18 protein-coding genes are annotated in these 14,237 nt (G+C 34.2%); 13 read left to right on the forward strand and 5 right to left on the reverse strand.

All coding sequences use genetic code 11. The features are described from left to right. Nucleotides 1-385: 385 nt before the first annotated feature. The 4 genes from V1503_RS13885 to nosD are packed head-to-tail and all read right to left on the reverse strand — an operon-like array spanning nt 386 to nt 3,732. On the reverse strand, nt 386-1,117 hold the full coding sequence (locus V1503_RS13885) for an ABC transporter ATP-binding protein (RefSeq protein ID WP_250886745.1): 732 nt from the start codon (nt 1,115-1,117) through the stop codon (nt 386-388). Beyond that, nucleotides 1,110-1,940, reverse strand: a complete 831-nt coding sequence (locus V1503_RS13890) for an ABC transporter permease (protein WP_410627672.1) — start codon at nt 1,938-1,940, stop codon at nt 1,110-1,112. The genes V1503_RS13885 and V1503_RS13890 overlap by 8 nt, the downstream gene beginning before the upstream one ends. Continuing rightward, nucleotides 1,940-2,404, reverse strand: coding sequence for a nitrous oxide reductase accessory protein NosL (locus V1503_RS13895; RefSeq protein ID WP_214483732.1), 465 nt, complete (start codon nt 2,402-2,404; stop codon nt 1,940-1,942). Before V1503_RS13895 ends, V1503_RS13890 begins: the two co-directional genes overlap by 1 nt. 2 nt (nt 2,405-2,406) lie before the next feature. Further along, on the reverse strand, nt 2,407-3,732 hold the full coding sequence (gene nosD, locus V1503_RS13900) for a nitrous oxide reductase family maturation protein NosD (RefSeq protein ID WP_410627675.1): 1,326 nt from the start codon (nt 3,730-3,732) through the stop codon (nt 2,407-2,409). Nucleotides 3,733-3,992: 260 nt separating this feature from the next. Here nosD and V1503_RS13905 point away from each other — a divergent pair, with 260 nt between their 5' ends. From V1503_RS13905 to V1503_RS13950, 10 genes are all read left to right on the forward strand, one after another. Next, nucleotides 3,993-4,472: a DsrE/DsrF/DrsH-like family protein gene (locus tag V1503_RS13905; protein ID WP_214483730.1), complete on the forward strand. Its 480-nt coding sequence runs from the start codon at nt 3,993-3,995 to the stop codon at nt 4,470-4,472. A 158-nt stretch (nt 4,473-4,630) separates the two neighbouring features. Further along, on the forward strand, nt 4,631-4,858 hold the full coding sequence (locus V1503_RS13910) for a sulfurtransferase TusA family protein (protein ID WP_214483729.1): 228 nt from the start codon (nt 4,631-4,633) through the stop codon (nt 4,856-4,858). Between the two features lie 45 nt (nt 4,859-4,903). Beyond that, entirely contained in the window at nt 4,904-5,476 is a 573-nt protein-coding gene (locus V1503_RS13915; protein WP_320256602.1) for a sulfurtransferase TusA family protein, read from the forward strand. A 17-nt stretch (nt 5,477-5,493) separates the two neighbouring features. Continuing rightward, on the forward strand, nt 5,494-5,739 hold the full coding sequence (locus V1503_RS13920; RefSeq protein ID WP_214483727.1) for a glutaredoxin family protein: 246 nt from the start codon (nt 5,494-5,496) through the stop codon (nt 5,737-5,739). Between the two features lie 34 nt (nt 5,740-5,773). Next, nucleotides 5,774-6,169 carry a DsrE/DsrF/DrsH-like family protein gene (locus V1503_RS13925; protein WP_320256603.1) on the forward strand — a complete coding sequence of 132 codons (396 nt, stop codon included), beginning with the start codon at nt 5,774-5,776 and terminating at the stop codon, nt 6,167-6,169. A gap of 18 nt (nt 6,170-6,187) precedes the next feature. Next, nucleotides 6,188-7,324: an MBL fold metallo-hydrolase gene (locus V1503_RS13930; protein WP_410627679.1), complete on the forward strand. Its 1,137-nt coding sequence runs from the start codon at nt 6,188-6,190 to the stop codon at nt 7,322-7,324. Nucleotides 7,325-7,763: 439 nt separating this feature from the next. Further along, nucleotides 7,764-9,419: a SulP family inorganic anion transporter gene (locus V1503_RS13935; RefSeq protein WP_410627681.1), complete on the forward strand. Its 1,656-nt coding sequence runs from the start codon at nt 7,764-7,766 to the stop codon at nt 9,417-9,419. Nucleotides 9,420-9,440: 21 nt separating this feature from the next. Beyond that, nucleotides 9,441-9,986 carry a carbonic anhydrase gene (locus V1503_RS13940; protein WP_410627683.1) on the forward strand — a complete coding sequence of 182 codons (546 nt, stop codon included), beginning with the start codon at nt 9,441-9,443 and terminating at the stop codon, nt 9,984-9,986. A gap of 250 nt (nt 9,987-10,236) precedes the next feature. After that, nucleotides 10,237-10,590, forward strand: coding sequence for a YidH family protein (locus V1503_RS13945; RefSeq protein ID WP_214483722.1), 354 nt, complete (start codon nt 10,237-10,239; stop codon nt 10,588-10,590). A 139-nt stretch (nt 10,591-10,729) separates the two neighbouring features. After that, the gene (locus tag V1503_RS13950) at nt 10,730-12,250 is read left to right on the forward strand and encodes a cobyric acid synthase (RefSeq protein ID WP_320256607.1); all 1,521 of its coding nucleotides are present in this window, start codon (nt 10,730-10,732) and stop codon (nt 12,248-12,250) included. Nucleotides 12,251-12,478: 228 nt separating this feature from the next. Here the strand turns inward: V1503_RS13950 and V1503_RS13955 are convergent, their stop codons facing one another. Further along, on the reverse strand, nt 12,479-12,949 hold the full coding sequence (locus V1503_RS13955; RefSeq protein ID WP_410627686.1) for an S-ribosylhomocysteine lyase: 471 nt from the start codon (nt 12,947-12,949) through the stop codon (nt 12,479-12,481). A 344-nt stretch (nt 12,950-13,293) separates the two neighbouring features. Between V1503_RS13955 and yidD the strand changes: the two genes are divergently transcribed. From yidD to V1503_RS13970, 3 genes are all read left to right on the forward strand, one after another. Then, nucleotides 13,294-13,545 carry a membrane protein insertion efficiency factor YidD gene (yidD, locus tag V1503_RS13960; protein WP_410627688.1) on the forward strand — a complete coding sequence of 84 codons (252 nt, stop codon included), beginning with the start codon at nt 13,294-13,296 and terminating at the stop codon, nt 13,543-13,545. A gap of 238 nt (nt 13,546-13,783) precedes the next feature. Continuing rightward, nucleotides 13,784-13,936 carry a DUF1540 domain-containing protein gene (locus V1503_RS13965; RefSeq protein ID WP_214483718.1) on the forward strand — a complete coding sequence of 51 codons (153 nt, stop codon included), beginning with the start codon at nt 13,784-13,786 and terminating at the stop codon, nt 13,934-13,936. 84 nt (nt 13,937-14,020) lie between these two features. After that, the gene (locus V1503_RS13970) at nt 14,021-14,215 is read left to right on the forward strand and encodes a hypothetical protein (protein ID WP_410627690.1); all 195 of its coding nucleotides are present in this window, start codon (nt 14,021-14,023) and stop codon (nt 14,213-14,215) included. The last annotated feature ends 22 nt before the right edge of the window (nt 14,216-14,237 follow it).

The raw sequence follows: 14,237 nt of genomic DNA on the forward strand, positions 1-14,237 counted from the left end.
AAAAATTTTTGAAAATTATCAAGGGTTGATCCGTGCCCCATAATTTAAAAGTAGTAAAGATGCTGTGAATGCGATTTGTGCAAGTGTAATAAACATCATACAACATAAAGTTAGCCTAAAGAAAAGACTGTACGCGATCATTAATCCGTATGGAAACAATATTCTGTGCAATATGCAAAAATAGTTCTACTAAAAACACCGTCCAAGATTTAGATTCTGGTCGGTGTTTTTTAGTATTTATCAAATTAATATTATAAAAAGTGGTTTTATATTGTTCGGCATTGTTGTACAGAAGAAAAGATTTGTGTACGTGTTTACTTCTTAATAAAAAAACACAATCAATGAGAAAACAGCCTTTAGTATAATAAGTTTGTTCATTGGCTTATTATACGCTGGAGTGAACTGAATGAAAGAAAACTTCTTCAAGAGATCGATATTCGCCATCTCTACTGCACAGGTTGTGAATTGAATCATTGATTAGCATTTGACCTTGATTGATAAAAACAACTGTATCTGCAAGATCTTCAACAACTGAAAGGACATGAGATGAAAAAATGATCGTTTTGCCTTTCTCTTGTTCATGTTTGATAATTTGTTTAAAGCGACGTACCCAGTATGGGTCCAGTCCGTTAGTTGGTTCATCTAATACGAGGATAGGTGATTCAGATAACAAAGCTTGAGCGAGTGCAAGTCTTTGCTGCATCCCCTTTGAATATTCTTTTACTTTTTTATGTTGGTCGTTCTCTAACCCGACTAAGCGAATAAATTTTGTTACTTGATTGAGGGGCAATTTTTCTAGCTTTGCAAAAAAAGTGAGCACTTCATATCCAGTTAAAGTTTTCGGGAAAACCATGCTATCCGGCATATAAGAAAACATTGATTTATAGAAGGTGTTTTTAGCAGAAACTTTATGTTTATTTAAATAGATTTCTCCAGATGTGGGAGTAATAATACCGATTAGCATCTTTATAATAGTACTTTTTCCAGCACCATTACTGCCACAAAGAGCAAGACATGTTCCTTTTTGAACTGTAAAATGGATATTTTGTACTTGATTATTGTTATTATAAATTTTTGTGACATTATGGCATTCTATCACGATGTCTAGTTTACTCATTTCTAATCCCCTTCTTGACAAATAGGTTTGCTAGTATTAGTGGCGATATTATCCATAAGGTCATTGCTGAAGAAAATGCGATATTGCCTATCATTCCTTGTGCCCAAACTGTGAAATCATACAATGTCGGTCCAAATATTTCTCCGCTATTCATCATCAATATTGTCCACACTCTTATAATTTCTACTGGATTGAATAATGTTGATACCGTAATGATTGGTAAAACAAATGAACGATCAACAAATGTAATTAAACCTACGATGCCAAATTCGTAAAATAGCACGAGTGTAGCCCAAACTACTAGACTAAATCCTAATGCTTCAAAACGATTAGTAGATATAACTCCGATGCATATTGCAACCGCTAAAAACATCATCGTTAATAGTAATGTAAAAAATACGAATAATAAAAATAATGTAGTTGATATACTACCATGCTGTAATAATAGTATCACTCCAGCTAAGCCATACCCTAGGAAAATAACAGAAGCTAGAGCTATCAACATGCCAATATATTTCCCAATTAGAATCTTTCGAGGCGGTAGCGCGTATGTTAATAACAAAGAAAAGCCACCGTCTTCCTTTTCGCCAGCAATAAATGAGCTCCCTGTTAATAGAGTAACTAAAGGAATAAGAAATAAAGATAGATTTAAAAGACTACCAGTCATTCTAGTAAAACCATCGTAGCCCGCTTCAGTATTCATTCCACTAAAATAAACAATAGTAACTGCTAAGGTCGTAAATAACAAAGCAAAACTTGGAATCCATCTACTTCTCGTCATAAGCTTTAGTTCTTGTTTTGCTATAATCCATATGCTCATCATTAAAATCCATCCCAGTTATGATTGAACAAATCAACATATTTTAGCAGCTCACCTTTTTTTTCTTCTTCAATATAAGCCTCGGCTTGTTGTTTCGTGGCAAAAGATATAACTCCATAAGCCATCGGTGTCCAAAATTCTTGATGATAGGCAAAGTGTGCATCTTGTAATTCAATCCATTCGTTAGATTTAATATCGCGCACATATGATTTGTTGATTGCTGTATTATTTTCTTCACTACTTTCTATGTATTCGATCATACAACCAATATCATCGAAAGTTAGAATTTCACCATTGTCTAATATGACCTCTGTTGCATGATCGATATGTGCAACACTCATGTTACAAATCGTACAAATATCTATATCTGGATTAATTTCTCGTGGTTTAAAAGCAATCTCTTTACTACAAGATGATAATAGGATTGTAATCATTATTGTAGAAAGCAGTACATAATTTCGTTGCATCACTACATCCTCCCAATATAAAATATAAAGCTACTTATAAGTAGAAACAATATTGCAATAAAGCCAATGGCTATATTTCTTTCATGCATCTCAGTAATGTCTGTTGAAATAGAAATTGGTTCCACAAGTGGAAATGGATCAACAATGTTTGCAACGCTTAACGATGGGACCATTGATTCAACGGTAGTCCATATTTTAATAGCAGGACTTTCAAAATAGAACTGAATATAAGGCTCTTTACTTAGTATTTCGTTATACATTGAACCTGTTTTATATGGTAGTTCTCCTATGCCATCCCCGCTTAAATCAAATGAGCGATAATCATCCCAATAGTTGTTGTAAAATCCCTTTTCTTCTGTGATCAATTTTATTTGAGCTACGTTTCCCATAAAGTTATTGTTAGTAATCTTGCAATCTTCATTGTTAGCTAAAATACTTATACCTACATGATTTCCAGCAACGACATTATGATTGACTTCACATTGACGTGCATTTTGTAGAGCTATACCGTTACTATTTTGTATCATTTTGTTGTCAATTAAGGAAATATCATCGGAATCATAAATAAGTGCTCCGTATCCATGGTAGCTAAGCTGCTTTGCGAAAGTATTGGCATAAATGTAAATTCTTTCGGATGCCATAATCATTAATCCATTGATGTTGGACACTAAATAATTCCCCTGTACAACTCCACCTTCACCATACATGAAATGTACAGCATAACGTGATTGAGTGATTTCATTATCAATAACTTTACTATTTGTTGCAAAATCAATATACACGCCATCTTGCACTTTGTTAATTGTATTTTCTTTCACAATATTGTTATTGCCAGAAAACAGGTGAACACCGTTACCACGTTTAGCAAAATGTACAGGGTAGCTCGTGATAAAATTATTAATAATGTGGTTGTCATTTCCTTCAACGTAAATACCAAAATGAACATCAGTAAATGTATTAGATTTAATTGTCACGTTAGAGGACTTGACGAAGATACCTGCATCATTGTCATCTCTTCCGCTTTGAGTAATGTGAAAACCTTCTACAATCACCTCTGGTGATTTGATTGTAATTACTGAACCGGTGTTATTTCCGTGTAGGATTACCCCTTCTTCAGCAATTAAGTAAATAGGTTTTTCAATAAAGATGTTTTCCTTGTATACTCCTTTTGTTATAACGACTTTTCCTCCTTCTGGTGCTTTGTTTATAACCTGTTGAATAGAAGTGCCAGGCATTACGATCAATAAATGGCTCTGTTGAGCGTTTGACTCCATTGGAAACATAGTAAAACTAATAAATAATGTGAAGGTAATCATTTTCTTTATCATTGATTTCCACCCTAGAACACTTTTTTATCGGTAGTATACTTAAGAGTTGTGAAAAAACAAGAAAGTTTCAGTGACATAACGTTGACAAATACGTGTTTTTAAAAAAAATTCATAAATAAGATTTATTTGTTGATAAAAATTAAAATATATAATAAAATACTCATAGGGGTAAAGGTAATAAGTCGAAACATTAAATATGGTATCTAAATTTTTTTTGTTAAACAATATACCCTTGGGGGTAAAAAGGGAGGGTTGAAGCAATGGGAGAAGTAAAAAAGACAACAATTGTCTTATTCAGTGGTGATTATGATAAGGCAATGGCAGCATATATTATTGCGAATGGTGCCGCAGCATATGATCATGAAGTAACTATTTTTCATACTTTTTGGGGCTTAAATGCTTTAAGAAAGGATCAGTCAATTCAAGTGAAAAAAGGCTTTGTTGAAAAAATGTTTGGCAAAATGATGCCTAGAGGTGCAGATAGAATGGGACTATCCAGGATGAACTTTGGAGGAATGGGTCCAAAACTAATTAAAAATATTATTAAAAAGCATAATGCTGTGCCTGTTCCGCAGTTGATAGATATGGCGAAGGAGCAAGAAATAAAACTGGTAGCTTGTCAAATGACTGTAGACTTATTAGGGCTTAAAAAGGAAGAAATTATCGATGGCGTTGAGTTTGCTGGAGTTGGTGCTTATTTAGCGGACGCAGAGGATGGAAATGTAAACCTGTTTATCTGAGACTATTTGCGTATATTGCTCGTAGTTCTAGCCGTTTGTAACAGCTGAGATAATACCCCGAATGTATATTGAATAAACTATTTAATTACACTTGATCATATTGAATAAAAAAATTTATATATATAAATACCCTTATGGGTATATAAGGAGGAGACAAATTGATTTCAAATAAAGTACTCGACACAAAAGGCTTATCATGTCCAATGCCAATCGTAAAAACAAAGAGAGCAATTAATGAAATGAATTCAGGTGAAATTTTAGAAATACATGCTACTGACAAAGGTGCAACAAAAGATCTTACAGCATGGGCAAATGCTACAGGCCATGAATTGTTGAAAGCGACTGATGAAAACAACGTATTTAAATTTTGGATTAAAAAAGGGTAGATGTGAGTAAGTGATTCAGAAATTATTATTTTGGAGGTATTTCAAGTGAACTCGATTAAAACAGATCATGTTTTAGATGCAAAAAATTTATCATGTCCAATGCCTATCGTGAAAACAAAAAAAGCTATGAATGACATACGACCAGGTCAAGTACTAGAAATTCAAGCAACAGATAAAGGCTCTACAGCAGACCTTAAGGCTTGGTCAGAAAATACAGGAAATCAATATTTAGGAACGATAGAAGAAGGTGCCATCATAAGACACTATTTACGTAAATCAGCTGATGAAGAATTAGCTGAAACAAAACATCCCATTGTAATAAACAATGAACAGTTATTAACAAAAATAAATACAGATGAGGATATTGTAATCCTAGACGTAAGAGAACCATCTGAATTTGTCTTTAATCATATTCCAGGTTCAGTATCAATTCCGTTTGGTGAATTAGCAAGCCGCATCCATGAAGTAAATGAAGATGATGATATTTATGTAATATGTCGAACTGGTAGTAGGAGTGATTTAGCAGCACAGCAATTAACAAAAAAAGGATTTAAAAAAGTTACTAATGTCATCCCTGGTATGAGTACTTGGAAAGGTAAAACCACTAAATTAATTTAATGAAAGGGGGATTGGTCATGGCAAATGTAACTGTCTATACGACGTCTACATGTCCTTATTGTACTAAAATGAAAAATTTTTTAGCCTATAAAGGAATTCCCTATAAAGAGGTTAACCTTGAGAGTAATCAGCAAGCTGTAGAAAAAATTCTTGCCGCAACTGGTCATATGGGTGTTCCTCAAACAGAAGTAAATGGAAAATGGGTATTAGGATACGATCCGAACAAGTTGATGGAATTGGTAGAGCCTTTAATAAACAATTAAAAAAAATTTAAAAAATGATACGGAGGAAAAAAAGATGTCAAACAAAGTAGCAATCATTGCATCCAATGGAGGATTATTTGATGCTTATAAAGTGTTTAATATAGCCACTGCTTCAGCTGCAACTGACGCAGAGGTTGGTATTTTCTTCACCTTTGAAGGACTTAACCTGATTCATAAGGAAGCACATATGAACCTCCCGCTTCCACAAGGCAAGGAGCATTTTGAAGAAGGTTTTACAGCTGCTAAAGTACCACCGATTGCAGAGTTAGTTCAAATGGCAAAAGATTTAGGCGTGAAAATGATTGCATGTCAAATGACAATGGATGTTATGCAATTACAAAAAGAGGATTTTGTTGAAGGTATTGATGTCGGCGGTGCGGTGACGTTTTTAGATTTTGCTAAGGATGCAAATGTTTCACTAACATTTTAATGAAAGAAGGGAAAATACATGAGTGTAAGAGAAATTACAAGCGCTGAAATATTAGAGAATATCCTTGAACGAGAACAAGTATTTATTCTTGACGTGCGAAATGAGAGCGACTTTAAAGATTGGAAAATTGAAGGGGTGAATATTGACCATTTAAACATACCTTATTTTGAACTGTTAGATGGTGTTGAAGATATTATTGAGCAATTACCAAAAGATACAGAAATACTTGTTGTTTGTGCCAAAGAGGGATCTTCGAAAATGGTAGCTGAAATGCTCAGTGAGGAAGGGTTAGCTGCCTCTTATTTAAAAGGTGGTATGAAGTCGTGGAGTGAATATTTGTATAAAACAGAAGTTTATCGTGATAAAGATATGAAAGTATATCAGTTTATTAGAGTTGGTAAAGGGTGCCTATCATATATGATCGTTTCTGGCGAAGCAATATTAATCGTAGATCCCGCACGTTTTACTAATATTTATAAAGAAATAGCGGATGATGAAGGGGCTACAATTACGCATGTTGTTGACTCTCACCTCCATGCTGACCATATATCGGGTGGGCGTCAACTTGCAGTAGAAACAGGCGCTAAATATTATGTCATGAAAAGTGAAGGCGCAGTGTTCAATCATGAACCGTTTGAGGAGCATGAAACAATTGAGTTTGAAAAGGTTACTCTTGAAGTCATTGCTATTAAAACGCCTGGACATACCCCAGGGAGTGTTTCTTTCTTTGTGAATGACAAGCTACTCTTTTCAGGAGATACAATTTTTGTAAGTGGATTAGGACGACCAGATTTAGGTGGTAAGGTAAGAGAATGGGCAAAGGACTTATATACCACTGTATACGATAAAGTAGCTAAAATTGCTGATGATGTAATTGTACTACCAGCTCATTATGCTGACTTTGATGATGAAGTCAATCAACAAGGTTATATTGGTGAGAAATTAGGAACCATTCGTGAGCAAAATGAAGTGATGTTAAACCAAAGAGAAGATGAATTTGTTGAATTTGTAGCACAGTCAGCAAGTACAGAAACTCCACCAAACTTTGAAGAAATCATAGCGATTAACCGTGGGGTTGAAAATGCGACAGTAGAGAAGCAACAAGAATTAGAAATTGGACCTAATCGCTGTGCAGTTCATCATACACATTCATAAGTAATAAAAGGCTGTTTTTGTATGGACAGTTGGTTTTCGAAGGATCTTTTCTTAAACTTTGTTGCTTATATCACTTAAATTAGAGCCACCGATGTGTATTATATGATTCTTATCACATTTTGAGGTGGAAAGGTGCCTAGAAGGTTAGATATATTCGTGTTTAGTTTATATTACGTAAACGATCAATTAAAGCGAAAATAGCCTTTTCGAAATACACACACAAAGAGAGTACGAGGCAACTTTTTCAAGGGGATAAAGCGCCCCTTTTACTGTTGTAATTAAGTTTTAAATACCACCAGAATTAACAAAAGAGAATTTATAATAAGATAAATTTTTTGGACAATGTTCATGTAAGTGACATTGTCCTAAACACCCTTTTGTTACACCCAAATTAAACATTTTATACAATAATTATGATAAAATGAAGGAATGATTAAAGATGTTAAAGAACCTTATCCCTGCTGTTGATTGGATGAAGAGTTATAAAGGGTCATATCTTAAGGGAGATTTATCTGCTGGTCTTATCGTTGCTATCATGTTAATTCCTCAAGGTATGGCCTATGCAATGCTCGCGGGCTTACCTCCTGTGATAGGACTTTACGCCTCCACTATCCCCTTAATCATTTATGCTTTATTTGGATCTTCAAAACAATTAGCAGTAGGCCCTGTAGCAATGGTGTCTTTACTTGTATTTTCAGGTGTATCAACATTGGCTGAACCTGGATCAAGTGAATACTTGTCTTATGCATTATTGCTCTCACTCATGGTTGGGGTGATTCAGTTCGGAATGGGTATATTTCGACTCGGGTTCATCGTTAACTTTTTGTCACATGCAGTTATTAGTGGATTTACATCTGCAGCAGCACTAATTATAGGTTTAAGTCAGCTAAAGCATTTATTAGGAGTTGATATCGCAAGAGGAAGTGTATTCGAAGTATTATATGGTGCAATTGTTCAAATTGGAAATGTCAATTTTATCACTTTATCAATAGGGGCATTAAGCATTGCGATTTTACTTTACTTTAAGAAAAACTATCCCCGTTTCCCTGCAGCATTAATTGTTGTAGTCGGTGGATCATTACTTGTATACTTTTTAAACCTTCAAGAGTTAGGTGTAAGTATTGTTGGAGAAGTCCCTAGAGGGATACCATCAATATCATTACCTGCATTTGACATCAGCTCGATCACAAGCTTGCTTCCGATTGCTTTGACTATTTCATTTGTTGGTTTTATGGAATCAATTGCAGTTGCAAAAGCAATTGCAGCGAAGGAAAATGATAAAATAAACTCAAATCAAGAATTATCAGGTTTAGGACTAGCCAATATTGTCGGTTCTTTCTTTTCAGCATACCCAGTGACGGGTGGATTTTCGAGATCAGCAGTTAACTATCAAGCAGGTGCTAAAACTGGATTAGCTTCAATCATTACCGCAGTTTTAATTATTATCTCATTGTTATTTTTTACACCATTATTTTACTATTTGCCTAACGTCGTGTTAGCGGCGATTATTATGGTAGCTGTCTTTGGCTTAATTGATGTGAAAGAAGCAGTGCATTTGTTTAAAATAAAAAAGGTAGACGGTTGGACACTTATCGTAGCCTTTATAGCTACATTAGTTACAAGTATCGAAGAAGGTATTTTAATTGGTATTGCTTTTTCACTACTTGTGTTTATTTGGAGAAGCGCATATCCTCATGTTGCACAATTAGGGTATATTGAACAAGAAAATGTGTTCCGAAATATTAAACGGTATGAAAACGCAAAAACGTTCAAAGACACCATTATTTTTCGGATAGATGCTTCATTATATTTTGCAAATATGGGTTTCTTCGAAGAACAACTAAGAAAAGAAATTGCAGACCATCCCACTACGACAAAGATCGTCTTAGACTTTTCAAGTGTCAATGCGATAGATGCTGTTTCAATTGATGAGCTTGAAAAGATCATTGACGACTACAAGCAAGCGAATATAGAAATATTAATTGCTGGCATGAAGGGTCCAGTAAAAGATTTAGTGAAACGAGCAGATTGGGAGAGCAAATATGGGAACAATATTAATTATCTTTCCTTACAGCATGCGTTAAATCTGCAATAAGACCATTACAGGAGGCTTATAATGGACATTCAAAAACAAAATGAACTATTTGTTAAGGAAACTTTATCTGAAAATAAACTATATTTCTCAGAGCTTTCAAAAGGACAAAGCCCTGAATATTTCGTGTTAAGTTGTTGCGATTCAAGAGTTAGTCCTTCAGTGATAAGCCAAATGCCATTGGGTACAATGTTTGTTCATCGTAATATTGCCAATCAAGTAAATAAAGACGATGAGAGTTTTTCGGCGAGTTTATACTATGCTCTTCATCATCTGAAAGTAAAAAAAATAATTATAGAGGGTCATACAAATTGCGGTGGTGTTGCAGCTGCATGTAATAATAATCAAGAACCAGAGCTCCAATACTGGGTTAATAGTATTAAGGAAAACTTACCGTTAGAAGACCGATCAGAGAGTTTATCCTTAGACGATATGTCTAGAGTCAATGTCATAAAGCAAATTGAAAAGCTAAAAAGTCATCCAGTCTATAAAAAGTATGGGGAAGGGATACAAATCTTAGGCTTTTTATTTCATTTAGATTCTGGAAGACTAGAGCAGTTAGAGAATTAACTTTAAAAATGGGACTTTTGATAACACAAACGTCTCATTTTTTCATTTAAGCTCTTTTCGTAAAGCTCTTTTCGTAAACAATGTTGCCATTGAGACAATTTTTTCGGCCAGCATCAAATAAATTGATGCAATTGACGTCATATAACATAAGAAAAGATACCAGGACCGCTTGGCTTAAGCGTATTTTAATTCTTAGAGGGAAAAGCAACAAACGATGTGAAAATAGCCATAATTTAAGAAGGTGAATTTTATGAAGGAAACGACTGATTCAAAATATATACAACAACATTTAGCTAATGAAAGAACGTATTTAGCTTGGATTAGAACTGCAATAGCTATTATTGGAGTGGGTTTTCTCATTGCAAATTTACATTTTACGTTTCCACGAACTATGACAAAGTCTGTGAGTTTTATTGCGAATATTGTTGAAATTCTATCTGTAATATTGGGGATAGCCACAATCATTTTTTCTACAAAGAACTATTTACAAAAACAACATGATATAAATGAAGGGACATTTCAATCACCAAAGTTATTCATTTTCTTTTTATCTTCATTCTTTATTGTCATCATTATAATTTTTACAATTTATTTCTTGTTGTAATCACAAACTCTCGGGTTTTGATATAAACATTGAAACAAATTTTTCTCAAATTCACAAAATATTGAGTTTGTTTTGTTTCAGAACACAACATTTTATATGATCTAACATGATAATAATCTATTAAATTGAGGGGATAACAGTGGAAAAAGGATTTCCAATTATGATTCAGGGTACACATTCAGATAGTGGAAAAAGCGTAATTGCGACAGCATTTTGTCGGATGTTTGCTAATGCTGGATATAAAACAGCACCCTTTAAATCACAAAATATGGCTTTGAACTCCTATATTACACAAGATGGTAAAGAAATAGGGAGAGCACAAGGCGTTCAAGCTGAAGCTGCTCGTGTTCTACCAACAACAGATATGAATCCCATATTAATTAAACCTACTGGAGATAGCCAATCTCAAATTGTTGTGCACGGTAAGCCTATGAAAAATATGAAGGCTACCGAGTATCGGCAAGATTTCTTTGAACAAGGCTTACAGATTATTACTGATTCATATCAGAGGCTTGCTGAAAAATATGACCGCATCGTGATTGAGGGAGCAGGAAGCCCAGCAGAAATAAATTTAAATGACCGAGAGCTTGTTAATATGCGGGTAGCCAAAATGGCTAACGCTCCTGTAATCTTGGTTGGGGATATTGACAAAGGAGGGGTATTTGCAAGCTTAGTTGGTACATTACAGTTACTTACAAAAGAAGAGCGTGACAGAGTGGTAGGTGTAATAATTAATAAGTTTCGTGGAGATATAAACTTATTAACATCAGGGCTAACATGGTTCGAAGGTTATACGGGTAAAAAAGTATTAGGTGTGGTCCCTTTTATTCCTAAGCTTCATATAGATGCCGAAGATTCTGTTGTTTTAGATACATACAATAGGTCTCAAAATGGTGTAAAAGATATTGATATTGCTGTCATAAGGTATCCATTTATCTCAAATTTTACAGATATAGATCCATTTCATATTGAAGAAGATTGCCATGTGAGGTTTGTCTCAAACATAGAGGAGTTGGGCAAGCCAGATTTAGTTATTTTACCTGGAAGTAAAAATACAATTGATGATTGTACATTTTTGCATAATAGCGGATTGACAGAGGGGATTCAGTACCTTCATCAAGAACAAAATACGCTTATTTTTGGCATTTGCGGTGGTTATCAAATGCTAGGTGAAATGATTGAAGATCCATTTTTAATTGAAACATCACAAGTTAGTTGTCATGGGCTAGGTATTTTACCTATTCAAACGACAATTACAAAGGAAAAGAAGACGACCCTTTCTGAGGGTTATGTGGAATTTGAAGATGAGCAAGTATTTGTAACAGGATATGAAATACATATGGGAGTGACTAGCAAGCTTAACCAATGTAATCCTTTTGTTATTACAGGCAAACATACAGATGGATGTGTAAAAGGCAAGTATGATGTCATCGGCACATATTTTCATGGTATTATGCATAATGATTTATTTCGAACAAAGCTGTTGAATCACCTTAGAGTTAAGAAAGGTTTGTCGCCGATTAATTTGCGTCCATCATTTAATGGATTAAGGGAGGAAAGCTTTGAAAAATTAGCTGAAATCGTAGAACAACATCTTGATCTTGACACTATTCAAACAGAAATGAAGAAATTCAGTAACAACTTTAGTGGAATGAAGTGATTTGTCTTTTATACGGGTCAGACCCCACAACATATAGTACTTATTTATACTATAATAAGTGAGGTCTGCCCTTTGTTAGATTTGGTTTTGTGGAATAGATTGATAATTATCATACTAAGAAAAAACTGTATATACAGTTTGTGCGATGTTGTCTCTTTTATAAGCACGTCGATTTTATCCAGCTGAGTTTTTCAGTGAAAATAGCATACAGTCTTTCAGAAGAACATGTTAAAATACTTGGTGAAGGTCTTCCTTGGTTTGTTCTAACCAAAAACGCATAAGGCGTTTAGCACCTTCAAGGTCATGTAGCTTCGCTTGACCACATTGTTTTTCGTTCGCAGCTGGAATTTCAGTAATTTCTACAGCCTCTTTAAATGTATCTTCTAATAAATCAATGATTTCACTTACAGATGGTTCTCCACTGACAACTAAATAGAAGCCAGTTTGACATCCCATAGGAGACACATCAATGATATCAAAGTGGTTGTATCTTTCAGCATATTTACGAATATTAAAAGCTAATAAATGTTCAAGTGTATGAATGGCGTCAGGGTTCATCGCCTGTTTATTTGGCTGACAAAAGCGAATATCAAATTTATTGACTATACCGTCGCTTCCTACTTTGTGAACGCCACAATGTCTTACAAAAGGCGCTTTTACAATACAATGATCTAATTCAAAACTTTCAACAGATGGCATGGATGACCACTCCTATATAAATTGTCATTTTTTCTTTTTTTATTATACATGTCCAAGCACAAATTTTCACTAATGATGATTGTGGAATGAGTCTCGATAAACATAATATTTTCTATACAGCTAAAAATAGTATATCATTTATTAAGGCTGTTTTCGCATTCATTGTTGCTTGTTCGTAAAAAGAGCTAAACACGTATACAACTAATCTTTGGGGCATCTTTTCTTCTCCAAAGACTATAAAAACCATATAATACACTTCAGTTACTCATATGTAAAGTAAAGAAAAGTCACAAGTTTACGAAATGACCTTTATTAAAGGTATTATAAAGTTAGGGTGAGTCACTTTGCTTAAAAAAATATTTATTGGATTTATTCGTTTTTATCAACTTGTTATATCGCCTTTAAAACCACCAACATGTCGTTTTTATCCAACTTGTTCTCACTATGGACTTGAAGCTATTAAGCGCTTTGGACCGCTAAAGGGTGGCTGGTTAACAATGAGACGCATTGTAAAGTGTCATCCTTTTCATCCGGGTGGCTTTGATCCAGTACCAGAAAAAAATTCATCAATGCATACATCAAAAATTGAGAAGTAGGATACTTACCGACACTGTTTTTGCATAGATTGTTGTTTTGTATACTAAAAATACATGGACAATAACTTTAGTTATTGGCTATTAAACAGCTTCTGTTTGTTTAGAAAAAAGAAATCCAATTAATTTATGCAAATGAATGTAAAGTGAATAGGGGTAATTTTACAATTATTATATGGTATGAAAAATTCCTAAAAACAAATGATATATTATGTATCATTTTTTTAGGGGGTAAGGAATTATGGCAAAAGATGTTTTATGTGAGGTAAATAATTGTCATTATTGGAAACAGGGAAACCAATGCAATGCACAGGAAATATATGTAATTAGCCACAGTGGTACTTCTGCAAATAGCACAGAAGAGACAGACTGTAGAACATTCACACCAAGTTAATCATTTTTCATAAGGAAAATAAGCATGGCGCAGGCTCTTCATCGGGTCTGCCCTATTTATTTATTCACTAAGGAGAGATAAATGATGGTTATGAATCAAGAAAGTCTAATTAATTCGTTTAAAGAAGAAGCTAAGTATGCTAATCAATTAACATTTCCATCGTGTGTTGATTCATTTGCTAACATTTGGGAACATGAATTTGGATCTTTGGACGGTCTACCAAGCGATGTAGATGATTTAATTGCTCATCGTGCAGTTGAACTAGGGTTAATGGAGTGAGGTTTACATATCGTGAAAAGTT

The organism is Nanhaiella sioensis (assembly GCF_046557775.1).
Lineage (GTDB): Bacteria > Bacillota > Bacilli > Bacillales > SM2101 > Nanhaiella > Nanhaiella sioensis.

Bases quoted from the DNA above. Each gene is read 5' to 3' on its own strand.
- V1503_RS13925 (WP_320256603.1), top strand. From the start codon at position 5,774: ATGTCAAACAAAGTAGCAATCATTGCATCCAATGGAGGATTATTTGAT.
- V1503_RS13885 (WP_250886745.1), bottom strand. From the start codon at position 1,117: ATGAGTAAACTAGACATCGTGATAGAATGCCATAATGTCACAAAAATT.
- V1503_RS13940 (WP_410627683.1), top strand. From the start codon at position 9,441: ATGGACATTCAAAAACAAAATGAACTATTTGTTAAGGAAACTTTATCT.
- V1503_RS13905 (WP_214483730.1), top strand. From the start codon at position 3,993: ATGGGAGAAGTAAAAAAGACAACAATTGTCTTATTCAGTGGTGATTAT.
- V1503_RS13895 (WP_214483732.1), bottom strand. From the start codon at position 2,404: ATGCAACGAAATTATGTACTGCTTTCTACAATAATGATTACAATCCTA.
- V1503_RS13955 (WP_410627686.1), bottom strand. From the start codon at position 12,949: ATGCCATCTGTTGAAAGTTTTGAATTAGATCATTGTATTGTAAAAGCG.
- V1503_RS13930 (WP_410627679.1), top strand. From the start codon at position 6,188: ATGAGTGTAAGAGAAATTACAAGCGCTGAAATATTAGAGAATATCCTT.
- V1503_RS13945 (WP_214483722.1), top strand. From the start codon at position 10,237: ATGAAGGAAACGACTGATTCAAAATATATACAACAACATTTAGCTAAT.
- nosD (WP_410627675.1), bottom strand. From the start codon at position 3,732: ATGATAAAGAAAATGATTACCTTCACATTATTTATTAGTTTTACTATG.
- V1503_RS13965 (WP_214483718.1), top strand. From the start codon at position 13,784: ATGGCAAAAGATGTTTTATGTGAGGTAAATAATTGTCATTATTGGAAA.
- V1503_RS13935 (WP_410627681.1), top strand. From the start codon at position 7,764: ATGTTAAAGAACCTTATCCCTGCTGTTGATTGGATGAAGAGTTATAAA.
- V1503_RS13890 (WP_410627672.1), bottom strand. From the start codon at position 1,940: ATGATGAGCATATGGATTATAGCAAAACAAGAACTAAAGCTTATGACG.
- V1503_RS13970 (WP_410627690.1), top strand. From the start codon at position 14,021: ATGGTTATGAATCAAGAAAGTCTAATTAATTCGTTTAAAGAAGAAGCT.
- V1503_RS13920 (WP_214483727.1), top strand. From the start codon at position 5,494: ATGGCAAATGTAACTGTCTATACGACGTCTACATGTCCTTATTGTACT.